We start from the raw sequence: 15072 nt of genomic DNA, 5'->3' as shown, positions 1-15072 counted from the left end.
GTTACCCCCGAATGCGCCTGCGGTAGCGGACCTTTGCCGGCCGGGCCAGCTGCACCACCATCTTGGAATGGTCGTTGTGGTAGCTGTCGGCCGGTTGCGCCATCTCGAACTCGTACTCGCGCAACAGAACCGAGAAGATCGCCTTGATCTGCATCTGGGCGAAGGCGGCGCCGACGCAGCGGTGCCGGCCCGCACCGAACGGGATCCACGTCCAGCGGTTGACCAGATCTTCCTGCCGCGGTTTCTCGTAACGCTCGGGATCGAAGGAGTCGGGGTCGGGAAAGTCCTCTGGGATCCGGTTGGATATCGCCGGGGACGCGGCGACGAAGTCGCCCTTGTGAATCGGGTATCCCTGCACCTCGAACTCGCCCTGGGCCACCCGCATCAGGATGATCAACGGCGGGTGCAGCCGCAGGGTCTCCTTGAGGACGTTCTCCAGCTTCGGGATCTGGCGCAGCGCATGGAAACTCACCTCCTGGCCGTCGGCGTAGAGCTCGTCGAGTTCCTTGACGACGTCGGTGTAGGCGCCGGGGTGACGCATCAGTTCGATTAACGTCCACGCCGAGGTGCCGGAACTGGTGTGGTGGCCGGCGAACATCAGCGAGATGAACATGCCGGTGACCTCGTCGGCGGAGAACCGGAGGTTGCCGTCCTCGTCCTTGATCGACACCAGCACGTCGAGCATGTCGCGGTCGCTCTTGTCCTCGGGCGGGTTGGCCATTCGCTGGTCCATGATCTCCTGCACCAGCGCCACCAGGCCTACCCGGGCCTCGTCGCGAATGCGGAAGCTTTCGATCGGCAGGTAGGGATCGACGTAGCACAGCGGGTCGGTGCCCCGCTCCAGTTGGTGGTAGAAGTGCGCAAATCGGGAGTCCAACTGGTTGCGGAACTTCAGCCCGATCAGGCAGGCGGTCGAAGTGTAGATGGTCAATTCGGCGAAGAAGTCAAGCAGGTCGATCTCTCCTTCATCGCCCCAGTCGGCCACCATCTTGCGCACTTCGCCTTCGATGGTGACGGCGTGGCCCTTCATGTGCTCGCCGCGCAGCGCCGAGTTGTGCAGCATCTCCTTGCGGCGCTCGGGGCTGGCGTCGAAGACCACGCCCTTGCCGAAGATCGGCGTCATGAACGGGTAGGCCTCGGCCTGATCCAGATCCTCGTCGGCAGAACGGAAGAAGAACTCGTTGGCCCCGGCGCCGGTGAGCAGGATGACGTGCTTGCCGGCCAGCTGGAACCAGCCGACGTCGCCGCATTCATCGCGCACCCGCCGCATCAGCCCGATCGGGTCGTTGCGGAACTCTTCGAGATGTCCATGCTCTTCTTCGCCGCCGGACACCCGTGGCACAGTGAGGGTAGTCGTCATGAATTCAACGCTTTCTCATCGACTTTCAATTGCTGCCGTTCTTTGTGCGCTATCAGCGGCGCCTCGGGCTGCAGCTCCATGTTGACCACGAATCCGCCGCGGGGCGTCTCGGCGACGAAGGTGATCGCCCGGGCCAGATCGGATGCCCGCAGGAAGTAGTCGTGGCGGGCCTGCCCCCACTTGGCCCAGTCCTCCAGCGCCGGGCCGATCAGTTCGGCGGGCAGGCTCCAGCCCATACCGGTCTTGGTCGGGCCGGGGTGCACGATCGACGCGCGCACACCGGTGCCCTCCAGCTCCATCTGCAGGTTGGTGACCATGGCGATCAACCCGGCCTTCGCCGCTCCGTAAGCGCCCATGTGTGGTCGCTGCCGCAACGCGACGTCGGAGCCCACGAAAATCAGATCGCCGCGCTGACGCTCTAGCATGCCCGGAAGTACCGCCGTGGCAAGCCGATTCGCTCCGATCAAATGGATCTGCAGTTGCGACTCGAACGCCTCGCTGTCGATTTCGTGCAGCTTGCCGAAGTAGGTGTCGCCCGCACCGGCGACCAGGACCTCAACGTCCCCGAGCTGCTCGGTGGCTTGGCGGACGAAGCTCTTGACGGATTCCGGGTCGGTGACGTCGAGCGGCAGCGCGATCGCCTCGCCACCCTCGGCGCGGATCTTGTCGACGATCTCCTGGCACTTCTCCACCCGCCGCGCACCCAAGGCCACCGGAAAGCCATGGGCCGCGAGTTCAACCGCGGTCGCCGCACCGATACCCGAGGACGCTCCCGCGACGATCGCGGGCCGGCGTGCGGGATGCGGGTCGAAGCGGGGCATCAGGAAACCTCCACGGTGACGGGCAGGTGAGCGAACCCACGGACATTGCTGGAGTGGACGCGGACGGCGTTGGCCTCGTCCACCTCAAATCCGCGGATTCGCTTGAACAACTCGGTCAGCGCCACCCGCGCCTCCATCCGGGCCAGGTGAGCCCCCAGACAGAAGTGCGCGCCACTGCCGAAACTCAAGAGCTTCGAGCCGATGTCACGGCCGATCAGAAAATCGTCGGGTTTGTCGAACACCCGCTCGTCGCGGTGGGCCGAACCCGGCAGCAGCAACAGCACGTCACCTTCGGGAATAGTGGTGCCGTAGAGCTTCAGCGGACCGGACACGGTGCGCGCCAGGATCTGGCTGGACGTGTCGTAACGCAGCGTTTCCTCGACCCACAGCGGTATCCGGGAGAGGTCGGTGTAGAGCGGGGTCAGCTGATCGGGGTTCTTGTGTCCCCAGAATGCGGCATTGGCAAGGAGTTTGGTGGTCGTCTCGTTCCCGGCGATCACCATCAGGAACATGAAGCCGAGAACTTCCTCGTCGGTGAGCCGGTCGCCGTCGATCTCGGCCTCCAGCAGCGCCGAGGTCAGGTCGTCGGTCAATTTCTTGCGACGGTCGGCGATCATGCCCTGGTAGTAGACGATCAGGTTGATCGAGGCCTCGATCGCCGATGCCGGCACGTCGGTGACACCGTCCTCGCGGTGCATGACGCCGTCGGCCCACGCGCGGATGCGGTCGCGGTCTTCCACGGGCACACCCATCAGTTCCGAGATCACGTCCATCGGGAGCTTGCCCGCGAATTCCGCGACATAGTCCACTGTTCCGGACCCGGCCTTCTCCAGCATGACGTCAAGGTGCTGCACGGCGAGTTCGGTGACCCGGGGTTCGAGTTCGCGAATCCGCCTGGGCGTGAACCCCTTCGATACCAGCGTGCGCAACCGCAGGTGCGCCGGATCGTCCATCGCCAGGAACGACATCGTCTTCGACGCGTGCGGGCCGCGGGAGACCGGGTCCAGGGAGACGCCGTCGCGGTTCGACAGCGTGGTGCTGTTGCGAAATCCCTGGTGCACATCGCTGTGCCGCGACACGGCCCAGAACCCGAGCGCCTCGTTGTGATACAGCGGGGCCTCGTCGCGCAACCGTCGGTAGTACGGGTACGGGTCCTCGTGGAAGTCGTAATCGTAAGGGTCGAGCACCAATTCTGGATCTCCGACGTGAATCGTCATGCATCCGCGCCTTTCTCGGCTCCGGTCAGAATGAGGCTCACCACGTCGGCCAACCGGTCGGCGATCTCGTGATAGGTGAACTCGCCGCTGCCCGCCTGTACCAGAGCGCCATAAAAGGCCATCTGCAGCGCGGACACCGTGCCGGCCTCAGCGCCGGGCCCGATGGCCGACGTGATGCGTCGATGGATCTCCGCACCTATCCGGTCGCGGACGGCACGCACCGCGGGGTCGGTACCGCCGCCCATCAGCGCCGCCGTGCATGCCGCGCCCACCTCGGGCTCGTCGGCGACGACCAGCGCCAAATGCCGCAGCGCCTGGTCCACCCGGGCGTGCATCGCGACGTTGACGTCGGTGAAGTAGGGCACCTGTCGCACCAGATCGAGGTAGACCTCGGCGATCAGGTGGTTCTTGGACGAGAAGTAGGTGTAGGCGGTGGCCGGCGCCACCTTCGCCCTGGCTGCCACCATGCGCACGGTCAGGTCCGCGTAGGTGCTCTCCCGCATGGTCTCCATGCCGGCAGCAAGGACCTTGCGGAAGGTTTCCTCCTGGCGGCGGTTGCGCGGAGTTCTCCCGGTCGGCTGCTGAGCCTGGTCGGCAACCGAAACCGCGGCATCGCTGGACACATGTCCAAACTAGAGGAAGGTTGTGGCACGGGGCAACCCCCGGTCGTGAATGAGCACTTCAACAGGGCTTACCCGACGCAAATCCGGCTGCTGAAGGGATCGGCCCTTGCGTCGCCGCAACGTGCGAAGCTATGGTTCGAAGGAACGATATCGGACAGTTGTCCATTCAGATTGGCCTCGGCTCCGGATAGCTGAGCGCAGGTGGCGGGAGTGGTAGATGGCCCTGTTGGCCGACGGCGTGAGTGCCCTGTTCATCGACGGCAAGTTCTCGGAAGGGAGAGCGGGCACTTTCCCGACCGCCAATCCGGCGACGGAGGAGGTGCTGGGCGTCGCGGCGGATGCCGACGCGCAAGACATGGGTCGGGCGATCGAAGCGGCGCGGCGCGCCTTCGACGACACCGACTGGTCACGCAACACCGAGCTTCGGGTGCGGTGCATCCGGCAGTTGCGCGAAGCGATGCAGCAGCACACCGAAGAACTCCGGGAGCTCACCATCGCAGAGGTCGGTGCGCCGCGGATGCTCACCTCGATAGCCCAGCTGGAGGGTCCGGTCAACGACCTGGCGTTCGCGGCGGACACCGCCGAAAACTACGATTGGAACCAGGATCTGGGCCAGGCGGCACCGATGGGCATTCCGACCCGGCGCACCATCGCGCGGGAGGCCGTCGGCGTGGTCGGCGCCATCACCCCGTGGAACTTCCCGCACCAGATCAATCTCGCCAAGTTGGGTCCGGCGCTGGCGGCCGGCAACACCATCGTGCTGAAGCCGGCGCCCGACACGCCCTGGTGCGCGGCGGTACTCGGGGAACTCATCGCCGAGCACACCGACATCCCGCCCGGCGTCGTCAACATCGTCACCTCCAGCGACCACGGGGTGGGCGCGTTGCTCGCCAAAGACCCGCGGGTGGACATGATTTCGTTCACCGGGTCTACCGCCACCGGCCGCAGCGTGATGGGTGATGCCGCCGCCACCATCAAGAAGGTGTTCCTGGAACTGGGTGGGAAGTCGGCGTTCGTCGTGCTCGACGACGCGGATCTGGCCGGCGCGTGCTCGATGGCGGCGTTCACGGCGTCCATGCACGCGGGGCAGGGCTGTGCGATCACCACCCGGTTGGTGGTGCCGCGTGCCCACTACGACGACGCCGTCGCCGCTGCGGCGGGGACCATGGCCGGAATCAAGCCGGGTGATCCCAACGACCCCGGAACCGTCTGCGGCCCAGTGATATCGGCGCGGCAGCGCGATCGCGTGCAGGGCTACCTCGACTCAGCGGTCGCCGAGGGCGGCACCTTCGCCTGCGGCGGCGGCCGCCCCGCGGGCCGAGATGTCGGCTATTTCATCGAGCCGACGGTCATCGCGGGTTTGGGCAACGATGCCCGGGTGGCCCGGGAGGAGATCTTCGGGCCGGTGCTGACCGTGATCGCCCATGACGGCGACCAGGACGCGCTGCGCATCGCCAATGACTCGCCGTACGGCCTGTCCGGCACCGTTTTCAGTGCGGACCCGGACCGGGCCGCCCGCTTCGCCGCACGGATGCGGGTCGGCACCGTCAACGTCAACGGTGGCGTCTGGTACTCCGCGGATGCGCCGTTCGGCGGATACAAGCAGTCGGGCAACGGTCGCGAGATGGGCCTGGCCGGGTTCGAAGAATACCTGGAAATCAAAACCATTGCGACGGCACTGAATTAGAGGAGCGCAGCGTGCAGTTCGAGAACAAAGTGGCCATCGTCACCGGGTCCGGTGGCGGCATCGGCCGGGCGTACGTCGAGGCGCTGGCCCGCGAGGGTGCGGCGGTGGTGGTAGCCGACATCAACGCCGAGGCTGCCGAGGGGGTGGCCAAGCAGATCGTCGCCGACGGCGGAACCGCCATCAGTGTGCCGGTGGACGTGTCGGACCCGGCCTCGGCCAAAGCGATGGCCGATCGCACCCTGGCTGAGTTCGGCGGCATCGACTACCTGGTCAACAACGCCGCGATCTTCGGCGGCATGAAACTGGACTTCCTGCTCACCGTCGACCCGGAGTACTACAAGAGGTTCATGAGCGTGAACCTCGACGGCGCCTTGTGGTGCACCCGGGCCGTCTACAAGAAGATGGCCAAGCGCGGCGGTGGGGCGATCGTCAACCAGTCGTCCACCGCGGCCTGGCTCTACGCCAACTTCTACGGCTTGGCCAAGGTCGGCATCAACGGCCTCACCCAACAACTTTCGCGGGAACTGGGCGGCCAGAACATCCGGATCAACGCGATCGCGCCTGGGCCGATCGACACCGAAGCCAACCGGACCACCACGCCCAAGGAGATCGTCGACGACATCGTCAGAGGACTTCCGTTGTCACGCCTGGGAACTCCCGACGACCTGGTGGGCATGTGCCTGTTCCTGCTGAGCGATCAGGCCCGCTGGATCACCGGGCAGATCTTCAACGTCGACGGCGGACAGATAATCCGGTCATGACACAGCTGAAGCTCGGATACATCGGCCTGGGCAACATGGGTGCCCCGATGGCCACCAAGATGACCGAATGGCCGGGCGGTGTCACGGTTTACGACATCCGCGCCGAGGCGATGGCGCCGCTGCTCGAAAAGGGTGCCAGGACGGCCGACAGCGTGGCCGACATGGCCGCCGCCGACATCGTCCACATCACCGTCCTCAACGACGCCCAGGTGCGTGAGGTCGTCGGCGAGCTGGCCGCCAACGCCAAGCCCGGCACGGTCATTGCGATCCACTCGACCATCAGCGACACCACCGCGGTCGAGCTGGCGGCCGAACTCAAACCGCAGGGCATCCACATCGTCGACGCGCCAGTGAGCGGTGGAGCCGCCGCGGCGGCCAAGGGTGAGCTCGCGACCATGGTCGGCGCCGAGCGCGAGGTGTACGAGCGGATCAAGCCGGCATTCAAACACTGGGCGTCGATGGTCATCCACGCCGGCGGGCCGGGGGCCGGCACACGAATGAAGCTGGCCCGCAACATGTTGACCTTCACCTCGTATGCGGCCGCGTGCGAAGCCATGAAGCTCGCCGAGGCGGCCGGGCTGGACCTACAGGCGCTGGGGCGGGTCGTGCGCCACACGGATGCGCTCACCGGCGGTCCGGGCGCGATCATGGTGCGCGAGGACATGAACAAGCTGGATCCGGAGAACTTCCTTTACCAGCCGTTCCTGCATACCCGCGGGCTGGGGGAGAAGGATCTGAGCCTGGCTCTAGCGTTGGGAGAGTCGGTTTCGGTCGACCTCCCGCTGGCCGAGCTGGCCCTGCAGCGATTGGCCGCCGGACTTGGGGTACCGCACGACGAGCAGAAGGACGCGTGATGGACGAACTGCGCCGCAAGGGCCTGGACAAGATGAACGAGGTCTATGGCTGGGAGATGCCCGACATCGAGGGCGATCCCTACTTCGACCTGACGGTCGACCACTTGTTCGGTTCCATCTGGACCCGGCCGGGATTGTCGATGCGGGACAAGAGAATCATGACGCTGACCGCGGTCACCGCCATCGGCAATCGGGACCTCGCCGAGATCCAGATCAACGCGGCGCTGCTCAACGAGGAACTCAGCGAGACCGAGCTGAAGGAAATGGCCGTCTTCCTCACGCACTACCTGGGCTTCCCGCTGGGCTCAGCCCTCAACGGTGCCGTCGACACCGTAGTGGCCAGGCGCAAGAAGGCCGCGGCCAAGGGCGCGGGGGAGGACAAGAAGGCGAATGTGGATTCCGCCCTGAAGATGCACTCGGGCGGCGCCTAGGCCGGGCGAGCAGACACAAAATTGCACGTTGCGCGGTCGCAACATGCGATTTTGTGTCTGTTGGCGGGGGTGCTCGGCCAATCGGGTGGCGCGTTGCGGCTAGTCTGACCTGTCGTGCGCGTCCTGGTGATCGGCTCCGGTGCCCGTGAACATGCCCTGCTGCTGGCCCTGAGCAGAGACCCGCAGGTCACCGGGCTCGTTGTGGCTCCCGGCAACGCCGGCACCGCCGGCCTGGCCGAGCAGCATGACGTCGACGTCACCGCCGGTGACCGGGTGGTCGCCCTGGCTCGCAAGGTGCAGGCGGACCTGGTGGTGATCGGACCGGAGGTACCGCTGGTGCTCGGAGTGGCCGACGCACTGCGCGCCGCCGGCATCGTATGCTTCGGGCCCGGTAAGGACGCCGCGCGCATCGAGGGCTCCAAAGCCTTCGCCAAGGAAGTCATGGCCGCGGCCGGGGTGCGCACCGCGGCCAGCGAAATCGTGGACAACCCGGCCCACTTGGACGCGGCCCTGGATCGCTTCGGGCCGCCGGCCGGCGACCCGGCGTGGGTGGTGAAGGACGACTCGCTGGCAGCCGGCAAGGGAGTGGTGGTGACACCGGATCGCGAAGCCGCCCGCGCCCACGCGGCGGGCCTGCTCGAATCGGGTCATCCGGTGCTGCTCGAGTCGTTCCTGGACGGCCCCGAGGTTTCGCTGTTCTGCGTCCTGGACGGTGCGACGGTGGTTCCGCTGCTGCCCGCGCAGGACTTCAAGCGGGTCGGCGACGGCGATGCCGGCCCGAACACCGGCGGCATGGGTGCCTACGCGCCGTTGACCTGGCTGCCCGACGACGTCTACCGCGAGATCGTCAGCGGCATCGTCGAACCCGTTGCCGCGGAACTGGTTCGACGCGGTAGCCCATTCAACGGGCTGCTCTACGCCGGCTTGGCGATCACCTCTAAAGGCCCGGCAGTGGTCGAATTCAATTGCCGCTTCGGAGATCCGGAGACACAAGCGGTCCTGGCCCTGCTCGAATCCCCGCTGGGCCAGTTGCTGCATGCCGCCGGCAGCGGGAAACTGGCCGACTTCGAGCCGTTGCGCTGGCGCGACGGCGCGGCCGTGACGGTGGTCTTGGCGGCCGAGAATTATCCCGGACGGCCACGGGTCGGCGACGTCGTCGTCGGATCCGAAGCCGAGGGTGTTCTGCACGCAGGTACCGCCCGCCGCGACGACGGAGCAATCGTCTCCACGGGCGGCCGGGTGCTTTCGGTGGTCGGCACCGGCGCTGACCTGTCCGAGGCACGCGCGCGCGCCTACCGAATCCTCGAGTCGATTCGATTGCCGGGCAGCCACTTTCGCACCGACATCGGGCAGCGTGCGGCCGAGGGGAAGATCAGCCTGTAGCCGGACAGGCTCTGTCTACTGCTGGTATTGCGGGCAGTAGGCGGTGATCGCCGCGTTGATGCCGGCGGCGGCCTGCGCGGGCGTGATGCCGTTGTTACCGTTCACGGTTGCCGCTGCGGCGTCATTGGGATTCCCGCCGCTTTGCAGGTTTGAGCACACGGCTCGGCCCGTCGCGGCGGCCGTCGCGGGGTCGGTGACGGTGACACCGGGAATCTGCTCAACCAAGCTGATGAAGGCCTGGTCGGGCTCCGGTGACGGCCGCTGGGAGGCCGGTGCCGGTGCTACCGGTGTTGTCGGCACTTGAACAGGCGCTGGCGCCCGCGATGCCGATCGCGGAGCCGCCTTCGGAGCCGGTGCAGGCGGCTGCACGGGGGGTGCGGGCGATGGCGCATTCTCGGCAACCGGTTGGGCCGGCACGGACGTGGCTGGTGGCACGTAGGCAGCCTCGAACTGCGGATGTGCAACAGCCGGGAACACGGCGGCCGGAATCTGCTTGGCGACCGTGTTGTCGTTGTCGGTTGGATAGGCACTTGCCCCGACGATGGCAAGAGCGGTCACCGTTGATGCCGCCGCGGCGACGATCCGCCGCAGATTGCGCCGGCGTTGCTTATCGGGACCCCTAGGTGCCGGGGGCGGCGCTGCGCTAGTCGGGCGCCTGGCCGCTACGGGTCGCGGCATTGTCGAAGCCGCGTTTGCCGGCCGACCAGGGCGTAATGCCTGCTCGAATGCGCGAGCGAAATCAGAGCACCGGGCGAATCGATCGGCCGGGTCCTTGGCGAGAGCGGTGGCAAGCGCCGGGTCGAGCGACGCCAGCGCGGGGTGGATCTCGGCTACCGGCGGGGGCGGCGCATTCAGATGGCGGCTGATCACAACGGCCGGGTTGTCGTGCGGGAAAAGCGGCGATCCGGTCAACAGATGGTAGGCGGTGGCTGCAAGGGCGTACTGGTCCGCGCGGTGGTCCACTGGGTCGTCCATCAGCTGTTCGGGTGCGGCGTAAGGGAATGTGCCGATGGTCATGTTTGTCGCGGTCAGACCACTGGTGGTGTCGCCGATGTTCCTGGCTATCCCGAAGTCGCCCAATAGAATCCGCTGTTCACCGTCCTCCGGCCTGGCGAGCAGAATATTGCCGGGACTGACGTCGCGGTGCATGACATCGTGGTGCTGATGTGCATAGTCCAGCGCGCTGGCGATCGCTCGGACGATCGCAGCCACCCGATCTGCCGGCATGCCCGCCGGATAGCGATTGCGCAACAGGGTCGCTGCGTCAGTTCCGTCGACGTAATCCATGGAGATCCAGAGCCGCCCGTGGAACTCACCGCGATCGTTCACTCGGACGATGTTCGGATGCCACAGTGCGGCAGCCAGATCCGCCTCTCTGATGAAACGCAGGCGGTAGCTGTCGTCAGCAGACAAGTCACAGCCCAAGACCTTGAGCGCCTCGCGGCGGGGCAGTCGTGGATGCTCGACGAGGTAGACCTCGCCCATGCCACCGGACCCGAGCATTCGTACGATCGTGTACCCGGCAAACACCGCACCGGGGTTCAGCCCGGTGTCGGGCCCTGGAAGAGTTAACCCAATCATCGCACCGTCCATTTGGGATCTCGGGCCCATGCCAGGCGCTAACCAGCGATTACGCGTGCAATCATACCTCGCGAGCGCCCTTTAAGGCGGCAAGAATTTCCTATGAGTTTACCTTCCATTCACCTTTGATTCACGGTGACGGTTGCGGCAGTCAACTCACTGGCAATCTAACATAAATTTCGTGAAATGAAATTCATAAAATTGCGGCCTGCCCATCCCGCCGTGGGTCGCTGACCGCGAGATACCCGTCGTCCAAACGCCAGATCGCCTGGCAACTGCCGAAGGCGTTGTAGTCGTCCACGGTGAGCAGTTCGTGCCCACGCCGGCGCAACTCATCCAGCGTCGCCGGCGGAAATCCGTCCTCACAACTCACTTCCATGCCCTGCACCCAACGGAATCGTGGGCCGTCGCAGGCTGCCTGGGGGTTCTGGCCGTAGTCGGCGATTCGCACGAGCACCTGTACGTGACCTTGCGGCTGCATCGGCCCGCCCATCACACCCAGACTCATCACCGGCGCTCCGTTCTTGGTGACGAAGCCCGGAATGATGGTGTGATACGGGCGCTTGCCCGGTCCGACCTGGTTTGGATGCCCCTGCGCCACAGAGAAATTCGCGCCACGGTTGTGCAGCGATATCCCGGTTCCCGGTACCACCACCCCGGAGCCGAACCCCATGTTGTTGGACTGGATCATCGACACCATCATCCCGGAGGCATCGGCGGCAGTCAGATAAACTGTTCCGCCCTTGGGAGTTCCGGCCGACGCCGGCATCGCGCGCTGTGGGTCGATCAGCCCGGCCCGCTGCTTAAGGTAGTCCCGGTCGAGCAATTGCCCCGCGGTGACCTGCATATAGTCGATGTCCGCGACATAAGCCTGCGCATCGGCGAAAGCCAGCTTCAGCGCTTCGATCTGCAGGTGCACACTGTCGGCGGAATCAACCGGCAGCGAGGACATGTCGAACTGCTCGAGGATCCCCAGCGCAATCAACGCGACGATGCCCTGGCCGTTCGGCGGTATCTCGTGGACCGTGTATCCGCGGTACTCGCCGGTGATCGTGCCTACCCAGTCGGCCTGGTGGGCGGCCAGGTCGCTGGCCCGCAGGGCGCCGCCGTTGGCGGCCGAGTGCGCTTCGAGTGCCGCCGCCAACTCTCCGTGATAGAACGCGTTGCCGCCGGATGCCGCGATCTTTTCCAGCGTGGTCGCATGGTCGGGAAACCGGAAGAGTTCGCCGGCTTTCGGCGCCCGCCCGCCCGGCAGAAACGCCTCGGCGAACCCGGGCTGGTTCGTGAAGAGCGGCGCCTGGGCGGCCCACTGCGCGGCCACCATCGGCGACACCAGGAAACCGTTGCGGCCGTAGGAGATGGCAGGTGCGAAGAGCCGCTCGAACGGGAGCTTGCCGAACTCGGCATGCAGCTTCACCCAGGCCGACACGGCGCCCGGCACCGTCACCGAATTCCAGCCGGCGGCCGGAACCCCCTGATCGCCGAAGTATTCAGGTGTCCACGCCGCCGGTGAACGTCCCGACGCGTTGAGCCCGTGCAGTCGCTCGCCGTCCCAGACGATGGCGAAGGCATCCGCCCCGATGCCGTTGGACACCGGTTCGACCAGCGTGATCGTGATCGCGGTGGCGATGGCCGCGTCGACCGCGTTCCCGCCCGCGGCCAGCATGCCGAGCCCGGCCTGGGCGGCCAGCGGTTGAGACGTGCAGACCACGTTGGCGCCCAGCATGGGCGTGCGGGGCCAGCTGTACGGGTTCTTCCAACCGAATGGTGTGCTCACTGCGCGAGCGTAACGGCCCAGCGAGTCTGCAGAAAGGAGGTCGAGGCTGGGGTGAGGGCTGGTCTTCGGCCGGCCGCCACGATGTCGTCGCAGCCCCGGCGCCATCGGCGCAGTTTCGAGGTCGCGGGCGCTACGCCGTCAGTATCGGTGCCATCCAGGTCAACTCGGCCGGCAACTGAGAGCTCCAGAAGCCGCCGTCATGGCCGCCCGGCGAGAATCCGCCCGCGGGAGGGGTCGGTAGCTGAGCGATGAACTGCTTGGTCGCCGAGTAGAAGGGGTCGCTGTCGCCGCAGTCGATCCGGATCGGGATGGAACCCAGCGCCGGCATGCCCCACACCGAGTTGGCCGCGTAATCGTCGGGGCCGTCGAAGGCGCCGGGCGCGGCGGCACCCGCGGACGTCCACAGGGCGGGACTCACCGCGCAGATCGCCGCGGTACGGCCGGCGCCCAGCCGGCCACCGAGCAGCAGGGCCCCGTAGCCGCCCATCGACCAGCCCAGAAAACCCACCCGCGAGGTATCCAGGCCGTGGCTGTCCAGCATCGGGATCAGCTCGTTCAACACCATCGCGCCGGCGTCGTCACCGGAGGCCCGCTTGTGCCAGTAGCCACCGCCGCCGTCGACAGCGACCACTGCGAAAGGCGGCAACCCGGCGTTGACGGCTTGGGCCAACCCTTGTTCGACGCCGCCGGCCATCACGGCCGCGGCATCGTTGCCTTTGCCGTGTAAGGCGATGACCGGTCGCAGGGGTTTGGTCTGACCTGGTGGGCGCGCGATCGCCCAGTTTGTCGAGATCCCGCCCCGGGCGGCCGATGCGAACGAGCCCGTCACCATCGTGGGAGCGGCCTGAGCGGGCGGTGCCGGATCCAGTGGCCGTGCCGGGGCCAATGGAACGTTTGTCCCAGTCCATGAAACCGGCGCAGCGCCCGACGTCCGCGGCTGAAACAGCACGTCGAGCGCATATGCGCCGCCCGCGCCGCATGCAGCGGCGGCGCCGAGCCGTAGCACCGCCCGGCGGCTGATGTCTGGCATGCCGGTCATCATGCCATGTTCGTTTCGCGAAAATGGCAATGCAGTACCACTTTGGCTGGCAGCATGGGTTGGCGTGACAGCAGCAGTTACTCCAAAAGGAGAACGTCGACGGTATGCGTTGGTGAGCGCTGCCGCCGAGCTGCTCGGCGAAGGCGGGTTCGAAGCGGTGCGCCATCGGGCGGTCGCTCGGCGAGCCGGCCTGCCATTGGCGTCCACTACGTACTACTTCTCATCGCTCGATGACCTGATCGCCCGTGCGGTCGAACACATCGGAATGATCGAGGTGGCGCAGCTACGGGCGCGGGTCAACGCCCTGTCCCGCCGGCGCCGGGGGCCTGAGACCACCGCTGACGTGCTGGTCGACCTGCTCGTCGGGGACGTATCCGGGCCGGGGCTCGCCGAGCAGCTGATTTCGCGATACGAGCGTCATATCGCCTCGACCCGCCTTCCCGCGTTGCGGGAGAGCATGCGGCGCAGCCTGCGCCAGCGTGCCGAGGCGGTCGCCGAGGCGATCGAGCGATCGGGGCGGTCGGTACAGATCGAGCTGGTGTGCACCCTGATCTGCGCCGTTGACGGTTCGGTGGTCTCGGCGCTGGTCGAAGGACGCGATCCGCGTGCTGCAGCGATGGCGACCGTGATCGATCTGATCGAAGTGCTGGCGCCCGTCGATCAGCCGCCGGTGCGGATCGTCAGCACGTCACCCGGCAACGACGGCGTCGCGATATAGCCGGTCGTCGCGTTGCCGTAGATGGTGATGTCGTCGGGGCGACGCTGGGCGTACAGCGCAACGTAGGCACAGATCACCGCATCGACGGGATCCTCGGCGCGCCGGAGGTCGCTCTTGCGCCGGGCGGTCAGCACGGCCTGGCGCAGCTTGGCCCAATCGGCGTGCCCGGAGACGTGCATTGGTGCCGGCGCGTCGGCCAGAGTCTCGATGAGGTCCATCAGCCGCAGCAGCTCCGACCTGAGTCGGAGGACGTCGCGGCCCGGCTTGGCTTTGTACTTCAGCGTGCGGGGCAGCCGGAACAGGGCCACGGTCGCCGCGTGCGGGTACACCTCGAGGGCCCGTCGCGGCGCCGGTGAATACGGGTCCAGGTCCAGTTGCAGCGCACGGGCCAAACGGGCGGCTCTTGGCCCGCCGGCGAATTCCGGTTTGCCGGTGTTGGCCGGGTGCGCGCCCGCCTCGAACCGGCGGAAATCGCGGTTGAGTGCGGTTTCGGCCGGGCGCTGACCGGTCGGATTGACCACCACCAGTGGCGCGTCGAACCCCACCAGGCAGTCGCCCCGCAGATGGGGGCGCAGTGTGTCCAGCACTTCGTCATCGGTCCGGACGGCACATACCTCGACGAGCCGGCCCTCGTCGTCGACGACGGCAACCCCGGTCGGGTTGCGGCCGGCCCAGGCCAGGTCGACGCCGGCGAAGTACATCCCGGCATCATGTCACTTCGCCAGTTTCACCTCTGCCGCAAGCGCGACCCGTTGTGCCCCCCTCGGCGCGCCAGGCCTGCCCGTCGGCGGTGGGTCCGGTGCCGCCCCGACCGTAAGCT

At 66.7% G+C, this 15072-nt stretch carries 14 protein-coding genes; 6 read left to right on the top strand and 8 right to left on the bottom strand.

Annotation, left to right across the window (positions count from 1 at the left end):
* Position 1: 1 nt before the first annotated feature.
* The 4 genes from cyp51 to AC5Y7D_RS12915 are packed head-to-tail and all read right to left on the bottom strand — an operon-like array spanning position 2 to position 4021.
* Positions 2 to 1360: a lanosterol 14-alpha demethylase gene (gene cyp51 / locus AC5Y7D_RS12930; RefSeq protein WP_499924386.1), complete on the bottom strand. Its 1359-nt coding sequence runs from the start codon at positions 1358 to 1360 to the stop codon at positions 2 to 4.
* Positions 1357 to 2181: an SDR family oxidoreductase gene (locus AC5Y7D_RS12925; protein ID WP_499924384.1), complete on the bottom strand. Its 825-nt coding sequence runs from the start codon at positions 2179 to 2181 to the stop codon at positions 1357 to 1359. Before AC5Y7D_RS12925 ends, cyp51 begins: the two co-directional genes overlap by 4 nt.
* Positions 2181 to 3398 carry a cytochrome P450 gene (locus AC5Y7D_RS12920; RefSeq protein ID WP_499924383.1) on the bottom strand — a complete coding sequence of 406 codons (1218 nt, stop codon included), beginning with the start codon at positions 3396 to 3398 and terminating at the stop codon, positions 2181 to 2183. Before AC5Y7D_RS12920 ends, AC5Y7D_RS12925 begins: the two co-directional genes overlap by 1 nt.
* Positions 3395 to 4021 (bottom strand): TetR/AcrR family transcriptional regulator, encoded by a 627-nt coding sequence (locus tag AC5Y7D_RS12915; RefSeq protein WP_499924382.1) that lies wholly within the window; start codon positions 4019 to 4021, stop codon positions 3395 to 3397. The genes AC5Y7D_RS12920 and AC5Y7D_RS12915 overlap by 4 nt, the downstream gene beginning before the upstream one ends.
* Before the next feature lie 217 nt (positions 4022 to 4238).
* Here AC5Y7D_RS12915 and AC5Y7D_RS12910 point away from each other — a divergent pair, with 217 nt between their 5' ends.
* From AC5Y7D_RS12910 to purD, 5 genes are all read left to right on the top strand, one after another.
* Positions 4239 to 5708, top strand: coding sequence for an aldehyde dehydrogenase (locus AC5Y7D_RS12910; protein ID WP_499924381.1), 1470 nt, complete (start codon positions 4239 to 4241; stop codon positions 5706 to 5708).
* 11 nt (positions 5709 to 5719) lie between these two features.
* A complete protein-coding gene (locus tag AC5Y7D_RS12905) occupies positions 5720 to 6469 on the top strand; it encodes an SDR family oxidoreductase (protein ID WP_499924380.1) in 750 nt (249 codons plus the stop codon).
* Entirely contained in the window at positions 6466 to 7323 is an 858-nt protein-coding gene (locus AC5Y7D_RS12900) for an NAD(P)-dependent oxidoreductase (protein ID WP_499924379.1), read from the top strand. Before AC5Y7D_RS12905 ends, AC5Y7D_RS12900 begins: the two co-directional genes overlap by 4 nt.
* Complete coding sequence (locus AC5Y7D_RS12895) at positions 7323 to 7754, top strand: carboxymuconolactone decarboxylase family protein (RefSeq protein ID WP_499924378.1); 432 nt, start codon at positions 7323 to 7325, stop codon at positions 7752 to 7754. Before AC5Y7D_RS12900 ends, AC5Y7D_RS12895 begins: the two co-directional genes overlap by 1 nt.
* A gap of 114 nt (positions 7755 to 7868) precedes the next feature.
* Positions 7869 to 9137 (top strand): phosphoribosylamine--glycine ligase, encoded by a 1269-nt coding sequence (purD, locus tag AC5Y7D_RS12890; RefSeq protein ID WP_499924377.1) that lies wholly within the window; start codon positions 7869 to 7871, stop codon positions 9135 to 9137.
* A gap of 15 nt (positions 9138 to 9152) precedes the next feature.
* On the opposite strand, the gene AC5Y7D_RS12885 is transcribed toward purD, so the two are convergent.
* The 3 genes from AC5Y7D_RS12885 to AC5Y7D_RS12875 all read right to left on the bottom strand — a co-directional run bounded on the left by AC5Y7D_RS12885 (position 9153) and on the right by AC5Y7D_RS12875 (position 13537).
* A complete protein-coding gene (locus tag AC5Y7D_RS12885) occupies positions 9153 to 10718 on the bottom strand; it encodes a serine/threonine-protein kinase (RefSeq protein WP_499924376.1) in 1566 nt (521 codons plus the stop codon).
* Between the two features lie 193 nt (positions 10719 to 10911).
* On the bottom strand, positions 10912 to 12495 hold the full coding sequence (gene ggt / locus AC5Y7D_RS12880) for a gamma-glutamyltransferase (RefSeq protein ID WP_499924375.1): 1584 nt from the start codon (positions 12493 to 12495) through the stop codon (positions 10912 to 10914).
* Positions 12496 to 12625: 130 nt separating this feature from the next.
* Positions 12626 to 13537, bottom strand: a complete 912-nt coding sequence (locus AC5Y7D_RS12875) for an alpha/beta hydrolase (RefSeq protein ID WP_499924374.1) — start codon at positions 13535 to 13537, stop codon at positions 12626 to 12628.
* Here AC5Y7D_RS12875 and AC5Y7D_RS12870 point away from each other — a divergent pair.
* Positions 13536 to 14252, top strand: a complete 717-nt coding sequence (locus AC5Y7D_RS12870) for a TetR/AcrR family transcriptional regulator (protein ID WP_499924373.1) — start codon at positions 13536 to 13538, stop codon at positions 14250 to 14252. The two genes, AC5Y7D_RS12875 and AC5Y7D_RS12870, sit on opposite strands and share 2 nt — an antisense overlap.
* Here the strand turns inward: AC5Y7D_RS12870 and AC5Y7D_RS12865 are convergent.
* On the bottom strand, positions 14195 to 14953 hold the full coding sequence (locus AC5Y7D_RS12865; RefSeq protein ID WP_499924372.1) for a DUF429 domain-containing protein: 759 nt from the start codon (positions 14951 to 14953) through the stop codon (positions 14195 to 14197). The genes AC5Y7D_RS12870 and AC5Y7D_RS12865 overlap by 58 nt on opposite strands.
* Positions 14954 to 15072: the final 119 nt, after the last annotated feature.

The organism is Mycobacterium sp. NGS49 (assembly GCF_059812565.1).
This window is presented reverse-complemented; position numbering and strand designations above follow the sequence as displayed.